Genomic DNA, 21,478 nt, shown 5'->3' on the forward strand with positions numbered 1-21,478 from the left:
GTGCAAATCACTGAACTGCTGGTTTCGCTTGCGTGGTACCTGCACTCAACACCTCGTCAGCCCTCCCCATCACCTCCGCCGTACCACACCCCAACCCCCGCGCAATCTTGAACACGATGACCAGCGTGGGCATGTGCTCCCCGCGCTCCACCTTGCCCATGTGAGAACGCTCGATATCGGCGAGGTTGGCCAATGACTCCTGGGAGATGCCGCGCTCGTTGCGAAGGGAGCGCACCGCCGCGCCGAAAGCCCGGGCAATGTCTGCATCAAATGAAGTGGCGCCGACTGGACGGCCGCGTTTGACAGGACGCTTTTGCATGGGCAAGAGCGTCAGTTTTTGATGCAATTTAAACCACGTTATATTTAACTCTTTTGTTGATCTTGGGCTGCTGCTGCCTTGCATCCGGCACAGCTCGGTACGAGGCCGAGACGCAGGCTTCAATCATCAGAGGAGGCTTCGATGGATCAAGACATCCGCACCGTTTCTCAACCCAACCTCGACGACCTGGCCATCGACGCCGTCCTGCACCTGGGCGCTGCCCTCGAAGTGCTGGAGCTGCACGCTCGCCACAAGGTCACGGCCATCAACTGCGTCTGCCGCGACCTGCTGCGCATCTACTACGCCAAGGCCGATCAGGCGCAGTCGCTGGAACCGCAGGACAAGGAACTGCTGGGCCTGCTGCACGACACGGCGGTGGATTTAGGCTATGCCGTCGAGGTGGTGGACCATCTGAATGGCGACGAGGCCGACGACCCCATCCTCTATGCCGTGAGCTATCTGCTCAAGGCGGCCAAGCGGTTTGCGGATGAGGGCGTTGCTGCGGGGCTTGCCGTGAAGGGGTAGGGCGCAGGGCTTCCGCCTGGGTTGCAGGGGCTTCAAGGGCAGGGTTTGAGGTGTGCGGCCGTGGCCTGTTCGGTGAGCGGGTCTTCGGCCAGGGCCTGCAGCAGCGCGTCCAGCAGGCCGGGAAAGCGCGCATCCAGGTCTTCGCGGCGCAGGGAGAGCAGGTTTTCCCGGCCATCGGGGCGCTGCCAGATCACGCCGCTGTCGCGCAGCACGCGCCAGTGGTGGGTCATGGTGGATTTGGACTGGCCTTGCAAGAGCGAGCCGCAGGCGCGCTCATGGCCTGCGGCCAGCGCGCGCACCACGGCCAGGCGCAGGGGGTTGCCCAGGGCGTTGAGCAGGTTTTCCAGGCGTATCTGTTCGCGGTCGGGGTGGTTGGCAAGCATGAATCGTCCAGTCGATGGGGCGCCACTGTGCCATGGAAGCAATGCCGCACGTTGCTGATGCGGCGTGGCGCGGGCAGTTATCTGGCAGACAGGGGCATGGCGTGGTGAAAACATGGATCGTTCTGCAAGAAGTTGCGGAAGATAGTACGATTGTCTTCGTACATTCCAATTGTCATCAACCCTCATTCAACCCCCGCGAGAATCCCAGCCCACGGCAGATCCACGCATCAACGCTTTCATCAGCACCCAGGAGTCCTTTCATGGCCCGCCATACCCCCATAGAACGCTATCGCAACATTGGTATCTCCGCGCACATCGATGCCGGCAAGACCACCACGACCGAGCGCATCCTGTTCTACACCGGGGTGAGCCACAAGCTGGGCGAGGTGCACGAGGGCGCCGCCATCATGGACTGGATGGAGCAGGAGCAGGAGCGCGGCATCACCATCACCTCGGCGGCGACCACCTGCTTCTGGAAGGGCATGGACGGCCGCTTTGACCAGCACCGCATCAACATCATCGACACCCCGGGCCACGTGGACTTCACGATTGAAGTGGAGCGTTCCATGCGCGTGCTCGACGGCGCCGTGATGGTCTATGACGCCGTGGGCGGCGTGCAGCCGCAGTCCGAGACGGTCTGGCGCCAGGCCAACAAGTACAAGGTGCCGCGTCTGGCCTTCGTCAACAAGATGGACCGCACGGGCGCGGATTTTCTGCGCGTGCGGCAGATGATGGTGGACCGCCTCAAGGCCAACCCCGTGCCCATCGTGCTGCCCATTGGCGCAGAGCAGCAGTTCACCGGCGTGGTGGACCTGCTCAAGATGAAGGCCATCATCTGGGACGAGGCCACGCAGGGCATGAAGTTCGAGTACCAGGACATTCCCGCAGCCATGGTGGCAGACGCCAGGAAGTGGCGCGAGTCCATGGTGGAGGCGGCTGCCGAGGCCAGCGAAGACTTGATGAACCGCTACCTGGAAGAAGGCGACCTGCCCGAGGCCGACATCCTGCGCGGCCTGCGCCTGCGCACCATTGCGGGCGAGATCCAGCCCATGCTGTGCGGCTCGGCCTTCAAGAACAAGGGTGTGCAGCGCCTGCTGGACGCCGTGGTCGAGCTCATGCCTTCCCCGCTGGAAGTCCCGCCCGTGGAAGGCCATGCCGAAGACGGCTCCATCATCGTGCGCCATGCCGATGACAGCGAGAAGTTCTCTGCCCTGGCCTTCAAGCTGATGACCGACCCCTTCGTGGGCCAGCTCACCTTTGTGCGCGTCTACTCGGGCGTGCTGAACAAGGGCGACAGCGTGCTCAACTCCGTCAAGGACAAGAAGGAGCGCATTGGCCGCATCGTGCAGATGCATGCCAATGAACGCCTGGAGGTCGATGAAATCCACGCCGGCGACATTGCCGCCTGCGTGGGCCTGAAGGACGTGACCACGGGCGAGACCCTGTGCGACCCGTCCGCGCCCATCGTGCTGGAGAAGATGGTCTTCCCCGAGCCCGTCATCGCCCAGGCCGTGGAGCCCAAGTCCAAGGCCGACCAGGAAAAGATGGGCATTGCCCTGTCGCGCCTGGCGGCCGAAGACCCGTCCTTCCGCGTGCGCACCGATGAGGAATCGGGCCAGACCATCATTGCCGGCATGGGCGAGCTGCACCTGGAAATCATCGTTGACCGCATGAAGCGCGAGTTCAACGTGGAAGCCAACGTGGGCAAGCCCCAGGTGGCCTACCGCGAGACCATCCGCAAGAAAGTCACCGATGTGGACGGCAAGTTCGTGCGCCAGTCCGGCGGCAAGGGCCAGTACGGCCACGTGGTCTTCACGGTGGAGCCGCAGGAACCCGGCAAGGGCTTCGAGTTCGTCGACGCCATCAAGGGCGGCGTGGTGCCGCGCGAGTACATCCCTGCGGTGGAAAAGGGCGTGGTCGAGGCCCTGACCAGCGGCGTGCTGGCCGGCTACCCCGTGGTGGACGTCAAGGTCACGCTGACCTTCGGCTCCTACCATGACGTGGATTCCAACGAAATGGCGTTCAAGATGGCGGCCATCTTCGGCTTCAAGGAAGCGGCGAGAAAGGCCAGCCCCGTCATCCTGGAGCCCATGATGGCCGTGGAAGTCGAGACGCCCGAAGACTACGCCGGCACCGTCATGGGCGACCTGTCCTCGCGGCGCGGCATGGTGCAGGGCATGGACGACATGGCCGGCGGCGGCAAGTCCATCAAGGCCGAAGTGCCCCTGTCCGAAATGTTCGGCTACGCCACCTCCCTGCGCTCGCAAACGCAAGGCCGTGCCACCTACTCCATGGAGTTCAAGCACTACGCCGAAGCACCGCGCAACGTGGCTGAGGCCGTGATCAACGCACGCGCGAGGTAAAAGAGGCGGTAAACGTGCAGTGGGCAGCATGCTGCCCCTGACCGTGGCCCGCTCTCACCCCTCCCGTATGCCCGCGCCTGCGTCGGGCCGCCTGCGGGGTTGCAGTCCTGCCGCAGGACAGGACTGCTTCGTCATCTGACTCGCCGTGATTGTCTGAACGGAGCGCGCAGCGCGAAGTGAGTTTCACGGCGAACCCCGCAACCGCCACGACGCAGGTTGCCCGCAGCGAAGCGGAGGGTCGCGGACATTCGGGTTGTACGTGTCAAGGACATGGGTAACAACTCAGCTCACAGACATGGGTAACACTTCAAGCTCACATAGTCCTTCTGGGGTCCTCGCACATCCTCTTCGTTGAAGCAGCCCAGTCGCACCGGCCCCAGATACACATCCCACTGGCCAGCGGCCACCTCCTGCATCCCGATCCACTGCCCCGCCAGCAGGTAGCCGATGTAGACCCGCAGCGCTCGCCAGTAAATCAGGCCGTTGTGGCTGACTCGAACTCGTTCCCAATGCTTCGGGTACTGCAGCTCCGGTAGCTTTGAGGGGTATGGCCTGGCCGAGTCGCTGTAATGCTGGGCCGGCATGCTTTGCTGCAAGGCCTCATGCGGGCGCTGCTGGTTGTAGTGCTCCACAAAGGCATCGAGCTGCATCTGCAATGCCGCTTTGTCCGCCGCAGGCTCTTTGCCCAGGGCATGCTTGAGCGTGCGGTGCATCCGCTCGTGGCGACCGTTTTGCTGTGGCTTGCCCCTCTCGATGCGCTCCGGCCTGATGCCCAGCCTTATCCACCATATCGCCAGGCGTGACAGGCCCGCCACGCCAGTAGTCGCGAATGGCGGACCGTTGTCACTGCGTATGCGCTCGGGCAGTCCGTATTGCCGAAACACCTGTTCGAAGCTGCGTTTGGCATCCTCGTAGTTGGGGCTGTCGTAGACGTGCACGGCCAGCAAATAGCGGCTGGCGTGGTCCATGATGGTCAATGGATAGCACCAGTGACCATCGGCTGTCTTGAACTGGCCTTTGTAGTCTGCACTCCACACCCCATTGGGCTGCTTGCTCGTTCGCAAGGGCTGGGCCGTAGGCACCGAGCGTCTGCGTACACGCCTGCTGCAAACAAGCCCCTCAGCCTTCAGCACGTTGTAGATGGTGGTTTTGCTGGGTGTCTCCTGTGGGCCCCAGCGCTGCAGGAGCAAAGCGTGCAGCTTCTTGGGCCCCATCTGTGACCTTTGCTGCGTGCGCAGCTCAATGATGGCCCGGCGCTGTGCATAGCTGATCGCCTGATTGTTCCCGTGGGGCCTGCGACTGCGTTCTTGCAATCCATCCATGCCCAGTTGGCGGTAACGCTCAACCCACTTGTAGGCCGTCTTGCGGCTGATGCCGTAGCGCCTGCACAGCTCGCTCAGCGGCGCACCACCGCGCAGGTGGTCGGCTATGAAGAGCAGTTTCTCGTCCATGGGTGCGCACTCCTTCCAGGGCATGGTGATCGCTCCTTGGCTGCTGTTGGCTCCAGCTGCCAAGCTTGGATCTGTTACCCATGTCCTTGTACTGATGTGTCACCTATGAGTGTGAGTCGTACCGGTCGCCTTCTTTGACCTGACCTTTCTTGGCGAATCAAGAAAGGGCAGTCGGCCGCCGGGCCGAGACCCGGCCCCGAAAAGCAACCTCCCGGCAGGGGCAAAAAGCGCACCGAACCCACGCCCAACGAAAAACAGCTCCTTGAAGGAGCTGTTTTTCATAAGAGAGGAGAAGCCGGAATCAAGCCTCAGGCTGCTGCTCAGACTCAGCAGTTTCAGCATCAGCGACGGGAGCCGCCTCACCAGAATCCGCCAAAGCCTGCCGCACACCAGCCTTCTCCCCAGCAGAAGCAAACTTGCTGTACTTGCCAACGATGCCGACCAGCGCACCATAAATGCGCGGATTGCCCGCCAGGCATTCCTTCTGCTCCAGGAAATCAGCCTCGCCCGTGAAGTTGCCGACCAGGCCACCGGCCTCGGTCACCAGCAGGCTGCCGGCGGCCACGTCCCAGATCTGCAGGCCGCTTTCGAAGAAGCCATCGGCAAAGCCGGCTGCCACGTAGGCCAGGTCCAGTGCGGCGGCACCGGGGCGGCGCACGCCTGCGGTTTCCTGCATCACGTCGCCCAGCATGTTCATGTACTGCTTGAAGTTGTCGCCACGGCGGAAGGGGAAGCCGGTGGAGATCAGGCTGTCCTTGAGCTGGATGCGCTTGGACACGCGGATGCGGCGGTCATTCAGGTAGGCGCCGCGGCCGCGCGTGGCCGTGAACAGGTCGTTGCGCGAGGGGTCGTACACCACGGCGTGCTCCACCTTGCCCTTGAAGGACAGGGCAATGCTCACGCAGTACACGGGGAAGCCGTGGATGAAGTTGGTGGTGCCGTCCAGCGGATCGATGATCCAGACGTAGTCGGAGTTCTTGGCGCCGAACTCGTTGCCCGATTCCTCGGCCAGGATGCCGTGGCCCGGGTAGGCGCCCAGCAAGGTTTCGATGATGGCCTGCTCGGCCGCCTTGTCCACCTCGGTCACAAAGTCGTTGACCTGCTTTTGTGCGACACGCACGGATTCCACGTCAAGAGCCGCGCGGTTGATGATGGCGCCGGCGGCGCGTGCGGCCTTGATGGCCACGTTGAGCATGGGATGCAGGTTGGTCGACATAGATTGTGAGGCGTTGGCGGAGCAGCGGCTGTGCAAGGAGAGGACGGTCCTCTCTGGCAAAAGCAGGCTGTTTGACGCGGGTAAGAACGGAAAAAGCCGCGTCCGGCGATGCGGGGCGGCGACAATAGCGCGCAATTTTACCCGCCTTGTCCGTTTTGTGCTGCGCAACCTGTCCCGTCTTGGGGGCTCTGCCGGCGCCGGCAGGCCAGCGACGCCATGAAAACCCGATTCGTACTGATAGAAACCAGCCACGCCGGCAATGTGGGCGCCGCCGCCCGCGCCCTGAAGACCATGGGCTTTGACGACCTGGTGCTGGTGCGCCCGCGCTGGCCCAACGTGCTGCGCAAGGAAGAGACCATCCAGCGGGCCAGCGGCGCGCTGGACGTGCTGGGCAATGCGCGCGTGGTCGAGACGCTGGAGGAGGCGCTGGACGGCATCAGCCACCTGTGCGCCACGGCCATGACGCCGCGCGACTTCGGCCCGCCCACGCGCACGCCGCGCCAGCATTTCGAGCTGCTGCTCAGCGGGGCGCTGGATGTGCTGGCTGCGCCCGATGTGTCCGATGCGGCCGATGAAGCGGCACCGCCCACCGATGCATCCGTGTCCGCACCGGCTCCCGCGCCGCGCTGCAACCAGTCCGGCGTGGCCTTCCTGTTCGGCTGCGAGCGCTTCGGCATGAGCAACGACGATGTCTACCGCAGCGATGTGGCGCTGTCGATTCCGTCCAATCCGCAGTTCGGCTCGCTGAACCTGGGGGCAGCCATCCAGGTGGTGGCCTATGAGTGGCGCCAGGCGCTGGGCGGCTTTCCCGTGGTGGAGCACACGCCTGCGCCGCAGCGCGCCGACGCGGCCCAGGTGGCCGGCATGCTGGGCCACTGGGAGCAGGCGCTGGCGCATATCGGCTTTCTCGATCCGGCCGCGCCCAAGAAGCTGATGCCGCGCCTCAACCAGCTTTTCAACCGCTCGCAACTGACCGCCGAGGAAATCCACATCCTGCGCGGTGTTGCGAAGGCCATGCTGCAGAGCACCCCACCGAAACGCTAGACTGAGCGGTCTTGTCAACAATAACCAGCCCCTAGATGCTTGACCGCCTGCGCTCCGATATCCAGTGCATCCTCGACCGCGACCCTGCGGCACGCAGCACCTGGGAGGTCATCACCTGTTATCCGGGTCTGCATGCGATCTGGCTGCAACGCCCGGCGCACTGGTGCTGGAACCATGGCCTCAAGTGGCTGGGGCGCTTCATCTCGCACATCGGCCGCTGGCTCACGGGCATCGAGATCCACCCGGGCGCCGTCATCGGCGAGCGCGTCTTCATCGACCACGGCATGGGCGTCGTCATCGGCGAGACGGCCGTGGTCGGCGACGGCTGCACCATCTACCACGGCGTGACCCTGGGCGGCACCTCGCTGTACAAGGGCGCCAAGCGCCATCCCACGCTGGGCCGCGATGTGGTGGTCAGCGCGGGCGCCAAGGTGCTGGGCGGCTTCGAGGTGGGCGACGGCGCCAAGATCGGCAGCAATGCCGTGGTCATCAAGCCCGTGCCCGCAGGCGCCACGGCCGTGGGCATTCCGGCGCGCATCATCGCCAGCAAGAACGGCCACAGCGCCGATGTGACCGAGCACGACCTGGCATCTGCCAAGTCCGAGGCCATCAAGGTCCCGTCGGCTGCCGCGCCCCAGCCGTTCACGGCCTACGGCATCACCCAGGAAATGGACCCCGTGGCCCAGGCCATGCGCGGCCTGAGCGATGGCGCGGCCGCGCACGAGCAGCAGATCGCGCTGCTGTGGGAGGCCATTGCCAAGCTCTCGGCCGGCAGCAAGGTGGGCGACTGCGTGCCCTGCGAGTCCGAGCGCCCGCAGGCCTTCCAGAAGGACAAGATCGACCAGATCATGGGCAAGTAGGCCTGCACAAGATCACCAAAGATCCCCAAGATCCCCCAAGAAGACCGGAGACTCCGACCAGCATGAACGTTGAACAGGCCTTGCATGCGCGCCGCTCCGTGCGCGCCTTCCTGCCCCAGTCGCCCGATGCGGCGCTGGTGCGCTCCCTGATGGAACAGTCGGCACAAGCGGCCTCGGGCGGCAACCTGCAGCCCTGGCGCGTGCTGGCGCTGACGGGCGAGCCGCTGCAGCAGCTGCTCACCGCCGTTGCCGAAGCCGAGCCCCAGGACGCCCAGCCCGGCCTGTCCTACCCGCCCAACCTCTGGGAGCCCTACCGCAGCCGGCGCTTTGCCAATGGCGAGGAGCTGTACCAGTCGCTGGGCATTCCGCGTGATGACAAGCCCGCGCGGCTGGAGCAGCTGGCGCGCAACGGCCAGTTCTTCGGCGCGCCCGTGGGCCTGATCGTGGCCGTGGACGAGCGCATGGGCCTGCCGCAATGGGTGGACCTGGGCATCTACCTGCAGTCCTTCATGCTGCTGGCCTGCGCCAATGGCCTGGCCACCTGCGCCCAGGGCTTCTGGCGCCGCTACAACGATGCCGTGACCCAGGCGCTGGCGCTGCCCGAGGGCTACCACGTGGCCTTCGGCATTGCGCTGGGCTACGAGGACAAGGATGCCCCCATCAACGGCTGGCGCGCCACGCGCGCACCGGTGGCCGAATGGGCACAGATGCGCGGCTTCGACTGAGCAGGGCTTTCAGGCCCCTGGGCAAACCCGCAGGGCAAGGGCGCCTTGCCATCCCCTATACTGCGCTCTGCTCCGGGGTGTGCTGATGCACTGAGATGCCAACCGGTCCATGCGCTGCATGGGCCAGGCGGCGAACCCGACGAACTTGATCCGGTTGATACCGGCGGAAGAAGAGCGGGACCCTGAAGCGGGGCCGAAGTCAGAGGATGGAAATCCGCCACGGCGGATACACGCAGGGCCGCAACGGCCAGGCAGGCCACCATCCGATGCGCATCGACCCTTGCCAACCAAGGCTGCTCGTGCGCCTTGGCGTGCGTGGCAACCAGGGGCCAAGGCCATACGGCCCTGGCAGGCCCACACTGGCATAGCCCGGTGCGCGGCCTTTGGCACAGCCCAAGGAGTGTCCGGTTCCCGGAGCGTTGTTGATCGACGCTTTGAACGCAAGGAACCCGACATGAACGCTCCCGATTCCATCTTCACCCCCGCAGCCGGCGAAGCTCCAGACGCACAGCGTTTTTCCGACCTGCTGGCGCAGTCGCGCAAGCCGTTCCCGGCCTCCACCAAGAGCTATCTGCAAGGCAGCCTGCACAGCGGCCTCAACGTGCCCGTGCGCGATATCCAGCTGACCAATGGCGAGCAGGTCAGCGTCTATGACACCTCGGGCCCCTACACCGATCCGGCCGTGGCCATCGACGTGCGCAGCGGCCTGCCTGGCGTGCGCAATGCCTGGATCGAGTCGCGCGGCGACAGCGAGTACTACGCCGGCCGCCTGCGCCAGGCCCTGGACGACGGCGGCAAGCGCGGCGAGGAAGATGAGCGCGTGGCCCGCCTGCGGGCCGAGGCCGCATCGCTGCAGCGCCAACCCCGCCGCGCCAAGAGCGGCGGCAACGTCACCCAGATGCACTACGCGCGCAAGGGCATCATCACGCCCGAGATGGAATACGTGGCCCTGCGCGAGAACGGCCGCCGCGAATGGATGGCCGAGTACCAGCAGGACGCCGCGCGCGAGGCGCGCCTGGCCGGCAACGGCCTGGGCGCCGCCATCCCCAAGATCATCACGCCCGAGTTCGTGCGCGACGAAGTGGCGCGCGGCCGCGCCATCATCCCGGCCAACATCAACCACCCCGAGATCGAGCCCATGGCCATCGGGCGCAACTTCAAGGTCAAGATCAACGCCAACATCGGCAACTCGGCCGTCACCTCCAGCATCGAGGAAGAGGTCGAGAAGCTGGTCTGGGCCATCCGCTGGGGTGCGGACAACGTGATGGACCTGTCCACCGGCAAGAACATCCACACCACGCGCGACTGGATCATCCGCAACTCGCCCGTGCCCATCGGCACCGTGCCCATCTACCAGGCGCTGGAGAAAGTGGGCGGCATTGCCGAGGACCTGACCTGGCCCATCTTCCGCGACACCCTGATCGAGCAGGCCGAGCAGGGCGTGGACTACTTCACCATCCACGCCGGCGTGCGCCTGGCCTACATCCACCTCACGGCCCAGCGCCGCACGGGCATCGTCTCGCGCGGCGGCTCCATCATGGCCAAGTGGTGCATGGCCCACCACCGCGAGAGCTTCCTGTACGAGCACTTCGAGGACATCTGCGACATCATGAAGCAGTACGACGTCAGCTTCTCGCTGGGCGACGGACTGCGCCCCGGCAGCGCCTCGGACGCCAATGACGAAGCCCAGTTCGCCGAACTCAAGACCCTGGGCGAGCTGACCCAGCTGGCCTGGAAGCACGACGTGCAGACCATGATCGAAGGCCCCGGCCACGTGCCCATGCACATGATCCAGGCCAACATGACCGAGCAGCTCAAGCACTGCCACGAGGCGCCGTTCTACACCCTGGGCCCGCTGACCATCGACATCGCCCCCGGCTACGACCACATCGCCAGCGCCATCGGCGCGGCCATGATCGGCTGGTTCGGCACCGCCATGCTGTGCTACGTCACGCCCAAGGAACACCTGGGCCTGCCCGACCGCGACGACGTCAAGCAGGGCATCATCGCGTACAAGATCGCCGCCCACGCGGCCGACGTCGCCAAGGGCCACCCCGGCGCCCGCGCCCGCGACGACGCGCTGAGCCAGGCCCGCTTCGACTTCCGCTGGCAGGACCAGTTCAACCTGGGCCTGGACCCCGACACCGCCCAGGCCTACCACGACGAAACCCTGCCCAAGGACAGCGCCAAGGTGGCGCACTTCTGCTCCATGTGCGGCCCCAAGTTCTGCTCCATGAAGATCACCCAGGAAGTGCGCGAATTCGCCGCTGCCAAGGGCGTGGCCGAGCAGGAAGGCATTGCCGCCGGAATGCAGGCCAAGGCCGAGGAATTCAACCGTGCGGGCGGGGAGTTCTATATCCCCATCGTGGCGGCCAGCAGCGATACGACGGCGCGTTGATCGCGCGGCATCGGGCCGATCCGGGCTGCGTGCAATGCGCGGCCCGGTGGCCGCCGTGGATGGCGCGGCGGCCTTTCCTTGGGAAAACACCTAGCGGTCCGTGATGGCTGAGGATCAGTCCGTCGCCGAATCGTTTATCTCCAGCCACCTTCTCCCTCCGAGAATTCCATGACCAGCCGTTACCGGCGTTGCCCCCGCAGGCTTCGCAGGCACAAGAACAAGAACGCGCTGACTGTACGGCCACAGTTTCCACGCGTGGCCGGCAAGGATTTCAGTACGCCCTGGCCCTCGTGGCGAGGGCTTTCGCCAACTGGCAATCGGGAGGAGGAGACGACATGGCTAGAAGAACCATTCAACGGCTGGGGACGGCGCTTGCATTGGGCACGGCCCTGGCGGCCCAGGCCCAGAGTTCGGTCACGCTCTATGGGCGTGTGGTCGCGGGGGTGGACTACCAGAGCAATGTGTACGACCCGGCCACGGGGGGCTCTGGCAATCTGTGGCGGGCCGTGGGCAACCAGTGGGGCACGAGCATGCTGGGTTTCAAGGGGGAGGAGGACCTGGGCGGGGGGCTGCATGCGCTGTTCACGCTGGAGTCGGGCTTCAGCATCGACGATGCCAAGTTCAACGGCGCAGGTTTCTTCAACCGCCGCACCTTCGTGGGCCTGCGCAGCGGCTGGGGCACGCTGAAGCTGGGCAAGGACCTGTCGATCTCGGATGCGCACTGGGCGCTGGACCCCACGGGCCAGCAGTTCATCGGCTCGGCCACGCTGGTGCGGGGGCGCAACTGGGGCGGGCATGACAACATGATTTCCTACGAAACGCCCAGCTGGGGCGGCCTGGGCGTGCTGGCGCTGACCGGCCTGGGCGAGCAGCCGCAGGGCGCATCGCGGCTGCGCAAGGATGCGCTGTCCGTGTCCTATACCGCGCCCACGTTCGAGTTGCGCGCCATCTACGATGTGGCCCGCGATGCCAATGGCCGCTTCAGCGATCTCTACACCACCTCCCGCAACCTGACGCTGGGCGGCACGGTGACGCTGTCCGCGTTCAAGCTGTTCGCGGGCTATGAGCAGCTGTCCGCGCCCGACAGCGCAGCTGGCGTGCCCAACAAGGCGCGGCAGTACTGGATGGGCGCGCGCTACAAGGTGTCAGGCCCGCTGACGCTGATCGGGGCGGGCTACCGCACCACGGTCAACAACGGCGGCGGCAGCGCCAACCTGTTCATGGCGGGCGCCGACTACGCGCTGTCCAAGCGCACGCTGCTGTACGCCAGCGTGGGCAATGTGCGCAATGGCGGCAATGCGAACTTCTCGGTGGAGACCACCAACAACAACCCGGCGCCGGGCGGCAGCCAGACCGGCTTCTACGTGGGCATGGCGCATTCGTTCTGACTCTGGGACCCCGGGTGGTGGCTTCAGGAAGCCGGCCACCCTCCACCTAGCGCCTTGTGCAGCGTGAGCTGGTTCTGCAGGCGTGCCAGGTGCAGCGCGGACAGGGCCAGCTGCGCTGCGCGGCGGCGCTCTTGGGCGTCCAGCCAGGTGCGCAGCGGCACCTGGCCGGCGCGATAGCGCGCCTCGTACAGCCGCGTGATTTCCACGGATTCCTGCGTGGCGCGCTGCTGGGCCTCTTCCTGGAGGGCCAGTTCGGTGCGGGCGGACAGGGATTTTTCCGTTTCGGCCAACGCGGCGTACAGCGTTTTGCGGAAGTTGACCACCGCCTCTTCGTACTGGCTGCGTGCAATGGCGGTGTTCAGCCGCATCTCGCGCACATTGAGAAACGGCAGGGCCAGGTTGGCGCCCAGGGCCGCCACGGGATTGGCCAGCACATCGAGCAGGGTGCTGCTGGAGGTGCCCAGGCTGCCGGTGAGCGATAGCCGCGGGTAGTAGCTGGCGGCCGTGGCATCGCTGCCGGCCAGGGCGCCGCGCAGCCGCAGTTCGGCGGCGCGCAGGTCGGGGCGGCGCCCCAGCAGGTCGGCGGGCAGGCCTGGCTGCACGGCGGGCAGGTCGGCCACGGGCAGCGCCTGGGGCTCGCCACCGGGCGGCTCGGCGCCCTGCAGCAATTCGGCCAATGCCTGGCGCAGTTCGGCGCGGGCCTGGGTGTATTGGCTCAGCAGGGCCTGCTGCTCGGCCAGGGCCTGCCGGGCCTCGCGCAGCTCCAGGCCGGACACTGCGCCGCTGCGGTACTGGGCCTGCACCAGGTCGATGGTGCGGCGCACGTACTCCAGGCTTTGGCGTGACATGTCCAGGCGCTCGTTGGCCAGCGCCAGTTGCCAGTACAGGCTGGCCGTGGTGGTGGTCAGCGACAGCGCCACGGCATTCCTGTCCTGCACGCTGGCCTGTGCTTCGAAGACGGCGGCATCGCGCTGCGCGCCCAGCCGGTCGAACAGGTCCAGCTCCCAGGCCACGCCCAGTGTGGCGCTGGCGTTCTCCAGGGTGCTGCGCTGGCTGCCCGACAGCGGGCGGCTGGCGCCCGTGCCTGCGCTGCCGCTGGGCTGGGGCAGCAGCGCATGGCCTGCCAGTTGCGCCTGCAGCGCGGCACGCCGCACGCGGATGCCGGCCGTGGCCATGTCAGGGTTGCGCGCCAGCGCCAGGTCAATCCAGGCATCGAGCCGTGGATCGCCGAAGCCGTGCCACCAGGCATCGGTCATGGGCGTGGGCGTGGCTGCCGGGGACGATGCCTGCGCATGTTCGAACTGCGCGGGCAGCGCCACCTGTGGCGCTTCGTAGGGGGGGCGCGTGATGGCGCCGCAGCCCGCAAGGGCCACGGCGCATGCCAGCGCGCTGGTCTTGAGCATATGCATGTCAATCTCTGGAGAGGGCCTGGACGGGGTCCAGGCGCGCCGCGCTGCGCGCGGGCAGGAAGCCGAAGGTGATGCCTATGAGCGAGGAGCAGGCGACGGCCAGCACGATGGAGGCGGCCGAGAACGACAGCTGGAAGCTGGAGCCCGACAGGCTCACTGCCAGGCCCAGGCTCAGCGCCAGAGAGACACCCAGGATGCCGCCCACGATGCAGACCAGCACGGCCTCGATCAGGAACTGCTGAAGGATGTCCGACTGGCGCGCGCCGATGGCCATGCGCACGCCGATCTCGCGCGTGCGCTCGGTCACCGACACCAGCATGATGTTCATCACGCCGATGCCGCCCACCAGCAGCGCGATCATGGCGATGGCCGAGACCAGCAGCGTCAGCGTGGTGCTGGTGCGCGTGATGGCCTGGCGGATCTGGTCGGAGTTCCAGACGAAGAAGTCCTTGGTGCCGTGGCGTTCCGTGAGCAGGCTGGTGGCCGCCTTCAGCGCGATCTCGGCCGGCACCTCGTCCTTGATGCGCAGCGTGATGCTGTCCAGGTGGTACTTGCCGACCAGGCGCGTGGCGGCTGCCGTGTAGGGCACGAAGAAGGTGGGCGTGGAGCCACCGAAGCTGTTTTGCGCGGGGCGCAGCACGCCCACGATCTCCACGGGCATCTCGCCCAGCATCACCACCTCGCCCAGCGGGCTGGGGTTGCCGGGGAAGAGCGCGGTGGCGGCCTTCTGGTCGATGACCGCGACCTGGGCGTGCAGGTCCACGTCGCGCTGGTCGAAGAACCGCCCAGACGCCAGGCGCAGGCCCTTCACGCGGAAGTGCTCGAAGCCCACGCCCGTCACCTGGGCCATGGCCGCGTTCTCGCGGTACAGCGCCGTGACGCTGACCGATACGTTGGGCGTGGCGCTGTCCACGTAGGGCTGCTCGGCCAGGGCCTGGGCATCGGCGGCAACCAGGGTCTCGATGGCGGCGGCGCGCGTGTCGCCGAAGTCCTTGCCCGGGAAGATGTCCAGCGTGTTCGTGCCCAGCTCGCTGATCTGGTTCATCACCTGCTGCTGCGCGCCGCGCCCCAGCGCCACCACCGAGACCACGGCAGAGATGCCGATGATGATGCCCAGCATGGTCAGGAAGGTGCGCAGGCGGTGCGCGTTCATGGCCCGCAGCGCCATGCGCAGCGCTTCGCCGAAGCGGTCGCCGAACATGCGCCAGGAGGCGGCGCGCGGGGCGGCTGTCGCCTCCAGCGGGGGCTTGCTTTCATGCGGGGCGCTGCGCCGGTCCGCGATGATGGCGCCGTCGCTGATCTCGATCACGCGCGAGGCGTGGGCCGCCACGGCCATGTCGTGCGTGACCAGGATGATGGTGTGGCCGTCGGCATGCAGCTCCTGCAGGATGCGCATGACCTGCTCGCCGCTGGCCTTGTCCAGCGCGCCCGTGGGCTCGTCGGCCAGGATGACGGCGCCGCCGTTCATCAGCGCGCGGGCGATGGACACGCGCTGCTGCTGCCCGCCCGACAGCTGGCCCGGCCGGTGCTGCATGCGGTCGGCCAGGCCCAGGCGTTCGAGCAGGGCGGCCGAGCGCGCATGGCGGTCCGTGGGCGCCGTGCCGGCGTAGACCGATGGCAGCTCCACATTGCCCTGGGCCGTGAGGTCGGCCAGCAGGTGGTAGCGCTGGAAGATGAAGCCGAAATGCTCGCGCCGCAGCGCGGCCAGCGCATCGGGGCCCAGCTCGCCGGTCTCGCGGCCGGCGATGCGGTAGCTGCCCGAGGTCGGATGGTCCAGGCAGCCGAGGATGTTCATCAGCGTGGACTTGCCCGAGCCCGAGGCGCCGACGATGGCCACCATCTCGCCGGCCTCGATGGTCAGGTCGATGTCCTTGAGCACGGCGACCGTGGTGTCACCGGCGGGGAACTCCCTGCGCAGTCCCCGCATCTGCAGCAATGGCTGGTCCATGCTCATATTCCCATGGGGTCGGCGGCGGGGGCGTTGTTCGGGCCCGCCTCGCCTATCACCACCTGCTCGCCCGCCTCCAGGCCCGACAGCACCTGGGCCTGGGCATTGGTGCGCAGGCCGATGCGCACCTTGCGCTCGGCGACCTTGCCTTCGCCGTCGCGCACGCGCACGGTGTAGCTGTCGTCCTCTGCCCGGCTGCCCAGTGCGGCGGTCGGCACCAGCACGGCCTTGTCGGCCTGGGCCACGCGCACGGTGACCTGGGCGGTCATGGAAGGGCGCAGCTTGCCATCCGGGTTGGGTACGTCGAACTGGGCGTTGTAGTAGATGGCCTTGGCGGCGGGCGTGGCCGCAGCGGGCGAGGCGCCGCCGCCCGCGTCATTGACGATGGAGGTGGGGGCGGGCTCGATGCGCTCTATCTTCGCCATGTGTTTTTGGCGGTTGCTGCCCAGCGTGGTGAACCATGCTGTCTGGCCGAGCTGGATCTTGTCCACGTCGGCCTCGGCAATCTCGGCACGCACGGTCATCACGTCGAGCTTGGCCAGCATGACGATGGTGGGCGTGGTCTGGAAGGAGTTCAGTGTCTGGCCCTGCTTGGTGACCACGGCCACGATCACGCCGTCCATGGGCGCGACGATGCGGGTGTAGCCCAGGTTGATGCGCTCGGTCTCCACCTGGGTGCGTGCCTGCTCGATCTGGGCCTGCAGGGCACCGACCTCGGCCTGGGCCGTGTCCAGCGCCGCCTTGGCGGCCTCATGGTCGGCGCGCGAGGTGGCGTCGGCCAGCAGCAGTTCCTGCTGGCGCTGGAAGGTGAGCCGGGCCTGGACGAGGGCCGCGCGCCGCGCGGCCAGCTGGGCCTGCAGCGCGGTGACCGAGGCCTCGGCATTGCGCAGCTTGATGCGCTGCGGCTGGGCATCGACTTCGGCGATCAGGTCGCCGGCCTTGACCTGCTGGCCCAGTTCCACATGCAGGCGCTTGACCTGTCCGGAGACCTGGGCGCCCACGGCAACCAGCTCCTTGGCATGCAGCCGGCCCACGGCCAGCACGGTCTGCTCCAGGTTGCCCACGGTGACGGCGGCCGTCGCGTACCGGGTGGCGGGCTTGGCGCTGGCCTTCCACAGTGCGCCCCCGGCGATGATGCAGGCGCCCACCACGGCGCCAATGGTCCACTTGCGATTGAACTTCATTCTTCCCCTGCCGCGCGGTCGGCCGCAGGGGAAGAAGTTCCTGCCCGGCGCCGCGCCCAATGCTCGAACTTACCAGTCTGGCGCGGTTCGATGTCCCGGCATTGACCAAGGCATGGAGATTCAGTGGAGAAAGCGAGGGGCGGGAGCGGCCGGGCTGCTCCCCCGGCTCACCACCAGTTCAGCGCCAGTTCAGCGCCAATATTGGCACTTGCTCTCGGCCTTGGTGGTCCAGACTTGCTCGGCGGGCAGCTTCTTGACCAGCTTGTAGTAGTCCCAGGTGCCCTTGGATTCGGCGGGGGATTTCACTTCCATCAGGTACATGTCGTGCACGTAGCGGCCGTCCTCGCGCAGGTAGCCGCTGCCGAAGAAGTCATCCATCTTCATGCCGCGCCAGGTGGCCATGACCTTGTCGGCATCCAGCGTACCGGCCTTCTCCACGGCCTTGAGCCAGTTCATGGTGGCCGAGTAGTCGGCCGCCTGGATCTCGCTGGGGCGGCGCTGGGTCTTGGCCATGAAGGCATCGGCGAACTTGCGCGAGGCATCGTTCATGTCCCAGTACCAGCTGGTGGTGAACTGCATGCCCTGGGTGTTTTTCAGGCCCAGGCTGTGCACATCGGTGAAGAACACCAGCAGGCCGGCCAGCTTCATGTCCTTGGTCACGCCGAACTCGCGCGCGGCCTTGATGGAGTTGATGGTGTCGCCACCTGCGTTGGCCAGGCCCAGGATCTGGGCCTTGGAGTTCTGCGCCTGCAGCATGAAGCTGGAGAAGTCGCTGGCGTTCAGCGGCGTCTTGACCGAGCCCAGCACCTTGCCGCCGCGCGCCTCGATGATCTTGGTGGTGTCCGCCTCCAGCGCATGGCCGAAGGCATAGTCGGCCGTCACGAAGTACCAGCTCTTGCCGCCGGCCTCCACCACGGCCGCGCCCGTACCCTTGGCCAGGGCCACGGTGTCGAAGGCGTAGTGCACGGTGTAGGGGCTGCACTGCTCGTTGGTCAGCGCCGAGCTGCCTGCGCCGTTGTCGATGAAGACCCGCTTTTTCTCCTGCGCCACCTTGGCCATGGACAGGGCCGTGGCCGAGTTCGTGCCGCCAAACACCAGGCTGATGCCCTGCGTGTCTATCCACTCGCGCGCCTTGCTGGCGGCAATGTCGGCCTTGTTCTGGTGGTCGGCCGTCAGCAGCTCGATGGGCTTGCCCAGCAGCTTGCCGCCGTAGTCGTCGATGGCCATCTGTATCGCCACGGCGCCGTTCTTGCCCTCGACATCGGCATAGAGACTGGACATGTCGGTGATGAAGCCGATCCGAACCTTGTCCTGCTGCGCCAGGGCCGGCGTTGCCAGTGCGGCGGCGCACAGTGCCAGGGCCAGCGGTGTCATCAGCGATGTCTTGGGGCGTTGCTGCATGAAGTCTCCTTGCTTTGGATGGAAAAAGCCCGCTGCTGTTGCGCAGGGGCCGGGGTGATTCCATGCTGGCAGGGACAGGGGCCTGCCGCATTGGGGCAAGCACGGGCTTGGTGGCCCCGGTGCGACAGTACAGCCGCTCATCCTTGCAACGTGGCCGGCCCGTTGATTGATTGCCATGCGCTGCGCATCCCGGCCGTGGCTTGTGGGCGCGTCAGGACCTGCTTTTCCGTTCCTTGACCTGGGGATGCGAAAGCACTGGTCTTGAATTGATTTGTCTAGAAAAACAATCAAAAATTCAGGTTTTGCTTAAGATAATAGGCAAATGAAAACGCCAGAAAAATCCACCCTTCTTCAGCGCCAACTGCTTTTGCAGTTCGGTGACCGGCTCAAGCGTCTGCGCAAGGAGCAGGGGCTGGGCACGGTCGAGATGGCCTCGCGCGTAGGCATATCCCGCAGCACGCTCGCTGCAGTCGAGTCCGGCGATCCCGGGCCATCCATGGGCACGTACCTGCGAGTCATGTCGGAACTGGGCATAGGGGGAGAATTGGTATTGCTGGCGGGCGACGCCCTGCAGCCCTCGCCCGCAGGAACTGCCGCAGCCCGTTCGCGCCATGCCAGGCCCGTCGTACAGGTTCTGGTGCGTGCGCAGGATGCGCGCCATGAAGTGCAGGATCTGCAAAGCTTGGCATTGCATGAAGAAGCCGTGCGCCTTGTGCGATCTGACCCGGCATTGCTGCAGCAGGCACAGGACACGTTGGAGAGGTGGCTGAGCCAGGGGGATTCGCATTCCGCCAGCCTGTGGAGGCAGTGGCAGGATGTCTTGCAAAATGGCCGCTGGCGCACCATCCTGGCCCGCACGCGAAGGGCCCAGGAACTGCGCCAGGCCTCGCCCCTGACATCGGTGCTGCCCGAACAGGTGCGCCAGCAGATACTGGCGCAGGTGGGGGATCTCAAGCGGGGCGTTGCATTGGGAGATACAGGGCGGGCCTATGAACCGAGAGGATCTTGAGCACATCATTCGTGCGAGCGGGGATGTGACGAATGAGTATGAATTCGTCATCGTGGGAAGCCAGGCAATCCTGGGCTCCATCCCGTATCCCGAGCCGGTTTTCAAGATGTCCGCAGAGGCGGACATCTATCCGCTCAACGCTCCGGATCTGGCGGACCGGATCGATGGATCCATTGGCGAAGGCTCTCGCTTCCACGAGTCCAATGGCTACTACGCGCAGGGCGTGGGCCCGGACACGGCAGTGCTTGCCTCAGGCTGGCAAAACCGGCTGCACCGTATCCAGAACGGCAATACCAACGATCGCGTCGGCTATTGCCTTGATGTGCTGGATCTCTTCCTCTCCAAGGCCCAGGCGGGGCGAGACAAGGACCGGGTGTTTTGCATGGCACTGATGGAGCATGGCCATGTACAGGTCGATGCGGCACTGAAACTGGCAAGCAGCATGCCGTTGGGTGATGACGGCAAACGGCAATTGCGGGCCCGGATTCAGCGCTGGTTCAAGGGGCTGAAAAAATAAAAAGCAGCCCGCAGGCTGCTTGTCGGTTGCCGTGTCCGCGCGCTCAGGCCGCAGGTCGCGCGGTGCGCACTGCGCTCTTGGGGCGGAACGCCTTGCACACGCTGTCATCCGTTTCCAGATAGGGCCCGCCGATCAGGTCCACGCAATAGGGCACGGCCGCGAAGATGCCGTTGACCTTTTGCTTGCCATCGGGGTTCTTCAGGCCTTCCAGGGTTTCGGCAATCGCCTTGGGCTGGCCCGGCAGGTTGATGATCAGGCTCTTGCCACGGATCACCGCCACCTGGCGCGACAGAATCGCCGTGGGCACAAAGGCCAGGCTGATCTGGCGCATCTGCTCGCCAAAGCCCGGCATTTCCTTGTCGGCCACGGCCAGCGTGGCTTCGGGTGTGACATCGCGCGGCGCGGGGCCGGTGCCGCCCGTGGTCAGCACCAGGGAGCAGCCTGCATCGACCAGTTCGATCAGCGTGGCGCTGATGCCGGCCTGCTCGTCGGGGATCAGGCGCGGCTCGAACGTGATGGGGTTCCTGAGCGCGCGGGTGAGCCAGTCCTGCAGGGCCGGCAGGCCCTTGTCCTCATAGACGCCGCTGCTGGCACGGTCGCTGATCGAGACGATGCCGATGCGCACAGCGTCATGGACGGGTTCACTCATCGTCAGCTTCCTCGCCAGCGCCGTCACCGTCCTCGGCAGCCTCGCGGCCCGTGCCGCCCAACTGCTGGCGAACCAGCTGGAACAGGTCGCGGTAGGCGCGGCCCTTGCGCTGGGCCAGGCCGGTGGATTCCTGCACATTGGCCTCATGGGCGCCCGGCATGTCCTTGCGGGCCTGGCGGATCAGGGCGCGCAGCTGCTGGGTGTCGGTGTCGGGGAAATGGTCCAGCCAGATGGACAGGGCCGATTCCTCGGCAATCAGGCGGTCGCGCCATTGCTCGGCCGCATGCAGGACCATCTTCTCGGCGGCCGAGCCGTTGTGCTGCTCGTCCAGTGCGGCGCGCACGGCGGCGATTTCGGCCTCGTCCAGCTTGCGCATGAGCTTGCCGACGAATTGCATCTGGCGGCGCTTGCCTTCGAAATTGGTGATGCGCTTGGCCTCGGCCAGGGCATCGGCCAGCTGGTCGGGCAATTGCAGGCGCTTGAACAGGTCGGAGCGCAGCGTCAGCAAATCCTTGCCGAGGTCCTGCAAGGCGTCGGACTCGCGCTTGAGATCCGTCTTGCTGGAGTCGGGGGTGCCTTTGAGTTCGGCCTTGAGCTGCAGGTCGAGTTCGCTGCCTTCGGCAACGAAGTGACCTTTGACGTAGTAGCCTTTTTTGGGTTTGCGTGACATGGGGTAGGGGACAAATGCA

General features: G+C 66.0%; 19 protein-coding genes and 1 riboswitch. Of the genes, 9 read left to right on the forward strand and 10 right to left on the reverse strand.

Annotated elements, in window-relative coordinates; translation table 11 throughout:
* Nucleotides 1-7 precede the first annotated feature (7 nt).
* On the reverse strand, nucleotides 8-319 hold the full coding sequence (locus DACI_RS11515; RefSeq protein WP_043781242.1) for a helix-turn-helix domain-containing protein: 312 nt from the start codon (nucleotides 317-319) through the stop codon (nucleotides 8-10).
* Between the two features lie 141 nt (nucleotides 320-460).
* Here DACI_RS11515 and DACI_RS11520 point away from each other — a divergent pair, with 141 nt between their 5' ends.
* Nucleotides 461-844: a hypothetical protein gene (locus DACI_RS11520; protein ID WP_012204226.1), complete on the forward strand. Its 384-nt coding sequence runs from the start codon at nucleotides 461-463 to the stop codon at nucleotides 842-844.
* 32 nt (nucleotides 845-876) lie between these two features.
* Here the strand turns inward: DACI_RS11520 and DACI_RS11525 are convergent, their stop codons facing one another.
* Complete coding sequence (locus tag DACI_RS11525; RefSeq protein WP_012204227.1) at nucleotides 877-1,227, reverse strand: ArsR/SmtB family transcription factor; 351 nt, start codon at nucleotides 1,225-1,227, stop codon at nucleotides 877-879.
* Between the two features lie 260 nt (nucleotides 1,228-1,487).
* Between DACI_RS11525 and fusA the strand changes: the two genes are divergently transcribed.
* Nucleotides 1,488-3,590 (forward strand): elongation factor G, encoded by a 2,103-nt coding sequence (gene fusA / locus DACI_RS11530; RefSeq protein ID WP_012204228.1) that lies wholly within the window; start codon nucleotides 1,488-1,490, stop codon nucleotides 3,588-3,590.
* A gap of 287 nt (nucleotides 3,591-3,877) precedes the next feature.
* Here the strand turns inward: fusA and DACI_RS11535 are convergent, their stop codons facing one another.
* Together DACI_RS11535 and DACI_RS11540 are read right to left on the reverse strand one after the other, a co-directional pair.
* Nucleotides 3,878-5,065, reverse strand: a complete 1,188-nt coding sequence (locus DACI_RS11535; RefSeq protein ID WP_012202886.1) for an IS481 family transposase — start codon at nucleotides 5,063-5,065, stop codon at nucleotides 3,878-3,880.
* 277 nt (nucleotides 5,066-5,342) lie between these two features.
* Nucleotides 5,343-6,257 carry an inositol monophosphatase family protein gene (locus DACI_RS11540; protein ID WP_012204229.1) on the reverse strand — a complete coding sequence of 305 codons (915 nt, stop codon included), beginning with the start codon at nucleotides 6,255-6,257 and terminating at the stop codon, nucleotides 5,343-5,345.
* Between the two features lie 216 nt (nucleotides 6,258-6,473).
* Between DACI_RS11540 and DACI_RS11545 the strand changes: the two genes are divergently transcribed.
* The 5 genes from DACI_RS11545 to DACI_RS11565 all read left to right on the forward strand — a co-directional run bounded on the left by DACI_RS11545 (nucleotide 6,474) and on the right by DACI_RS11565 (nucleotide 12,672).
* A complete protein-coding gene (locus tag DACI_RS11545) occupies nucleotides 6,474-7,301 on the forward strand; it encodes an RNA methyltransferase (RefSeq protein WP_012204230.1) in 828 nt (275 codons plus the stop codon).
* A gap of 35 nt (nucleotides 7,302-7,336) precedes the next feature.
* A complete protein-coding gene (gene cysE / locus DACI_RS11550) occupies nucleotides 7,337-8,161 on the forward strand; it encodes a serine O-acetyltransferase (RefSeq protein ID WP_012204231.1) in 825 nt (274 codons plus the stop codon).
* Nucleotides 8,162-8,223: 62 nt separating this feature from the next.
* Nucleotides 8,224-8,886: a nitroreductase gene (locus DACI_RS11555; RefSeq protein ID WP_012204232.1), complete on the forward strand. Its 663-nt coding sequence runs from the start codon at nucleotides 8,224-8,226 to the stop codon at nucleotides 8,884-8,886.
* Nucleotides 8,887-8,949: 63 nt separating this feature from the next.
* Nucleotides 8,950-9,075, forward strand: a riboswitch (TPP riboswitch).
* Nucleotides 9,076-9,340: 265 nt separating this feature from the next.
* Entirely contained in the window at nucleotides 9,341-11,284 is a 1,944-nt protein-coding gene (gene thiC / locus DACI_RS11560; protein WP_012204233.1) for a phosphomethylpyrimidine synthase ThiC, read from the forward strand.
* Nucleotides 11,285-11,619: 335 nt separating this feature from the next.
* A complete protein-coding gene (locus tag DACI_RS11565) occupies nucleotides 11,620-12,672 on the forward strand; it encodes a porin (RefSeq protein ID WP_012204234.1) in 1,053 nt (350 codons plus the stop codon).
* A gap of 23 nt (nucleotides 12,673-12,695) precedes the next feature.
* Here DACI_RS11565 and DACI_RS11570 read toward each other — a convergent pair whose 3' ends face one another.
* The 4 genes from DACI_RS11570 to DACI_RS11585 all read right to left on the reverse strand — a co-directional run bounded on the left by DACI_RS11570 (nucleotide 12,696) and on the right by DACI_RS11585 (nucleotide 18,614).
* Nucleotides 12,696-14,081, reverse strand: coding sequence for an efflux transporter outer membrane subunit (locus tag DACI_RS11570; protein ID WP_012204235.1), 1,386 nt, complete (start codon nucleotides 14,079-14,081; stop codon nucleotides 12,696-12,698).
* A gap of 1 nt (nucleotide 14,082) precedes the next feature.
* Nucleotides 14,083-16,029, reverse strand: a complete 1,947-nt coding sequence (locus DACI_RS11575) for a MacB family efflux pump subunit (RefSeq protein WP_012204236.1) — start codon at nucleotides 16,027-16,029, stop codon at nucleotides 14,083-14,085.
* A 2-nt stretch (nucleotides 16,030-16,031) separates the two neighbouring features.
* On the reverse strand, nucleotides 16,032-17,213 hold the full coding sequence (locus DACI_RS11580; RefSeq protein WP_012204237.1) for an efflux RND transporter periplasmic adaptor subunit: 1,182 nt from the start codon (nucleotides 17,211-17,213) through the stop codon (nucleotides 16,032-16,034).
* A 189-nt stretch (nucleotides 17,214-17,402) separates the two neighbouring features.
* Nucleotides 17,403-18,614 carry an ABC transporter substrate-binding protein gene (locus DACI_RS11585; RefSeq protein WP_012204238.1) on the reverse strand — a complete coding sequence of 404 codons (1,212 nt, stop codon included), beginning with the start codon at nucleotides 18,612-18,614 and terminating at the stop codon, nucleotides 17,403-17,405.
* A gap of 322 nt (nucleotides 18,615-18,936) precedes the next feature.
* On the opposite strand from DACI_RS11585, the gene DACI_RS11590 reads away from it, so the two are divergent.
* Nucleotides 18,937-19,623 (forward strand): helix-turn-helix transcriptional regulator, encoded by a 687-nt coding sequence (locus tag DACI_RS11590; RefSeq protein ID WP_012204239.1) that lies wholly within the window; start codon nucleotides 18,937-18,939, stop codon nucleotides 19,621-19,623.
* Complete coding sequence (locus tag DACI_RS11595; protein WP_012204240.1) at nucleotides 19,604-20,140, forward strand: DUF6036 family nucleotidyltransferase; 537 nt, start codon at nucleotides 19,604-19,606, stop codon at nucleotides 20,138-20,140. Before DACI_RS11590 ends, DACI_RS11595 begins: the two co-directional genes overlap by 20 nt.
* 43 nt (nucleotides 20,141-20,183) lie before the next feature.
* Here the strand turns inward: DACI_RS11595 and mog are convergent, their stop codons facing one another.
* Both mog and yjgA read right to left on the reverse strand, forming a co-directional pair.
* Nucleotides 20,184-20,789 carry a molybdopterin adenylyltransferase gene (mog, locus tag DACI_RS11600; RefSeq protein WP_012204241.1) on the reverse strand — a complete coding sequence of 202 codons (606 nt, stop codon included), beginning with the start codon at nucleotides 20,787-20,789 and terminating at the stop codon, nucleotides 20,184-20,186.
* Nucleotides 20,782-21,459: a ribosome biogenesis factor YjgA gene (gene yjgA / locus DACI_RS11605; RefSeq protein WP_012204242.1), complete on the reverse strand. Its 678-nt coding sequence runs from the start codon at nucleotides 21,457-21,459 to the stop codon at nucleotides 20,782-20,784. The genes mog and yjgA overlap by 8 nt, the downstream gene beginning before the upstream one ends.
* Nucleotides 21,460-21,478: the final 19 nt, after the last annotated feature.

Source organism: Delftia acidovorans SPH-1 (assembly GCF_000018665.1).
GTDB classification, from domain to species: Bacteria; Pseudomonadota; Gammaproteobacteria; order Burkholderiales; family Burkholderiaceae_C; genus Comamonas; species Comamonas acidovorans.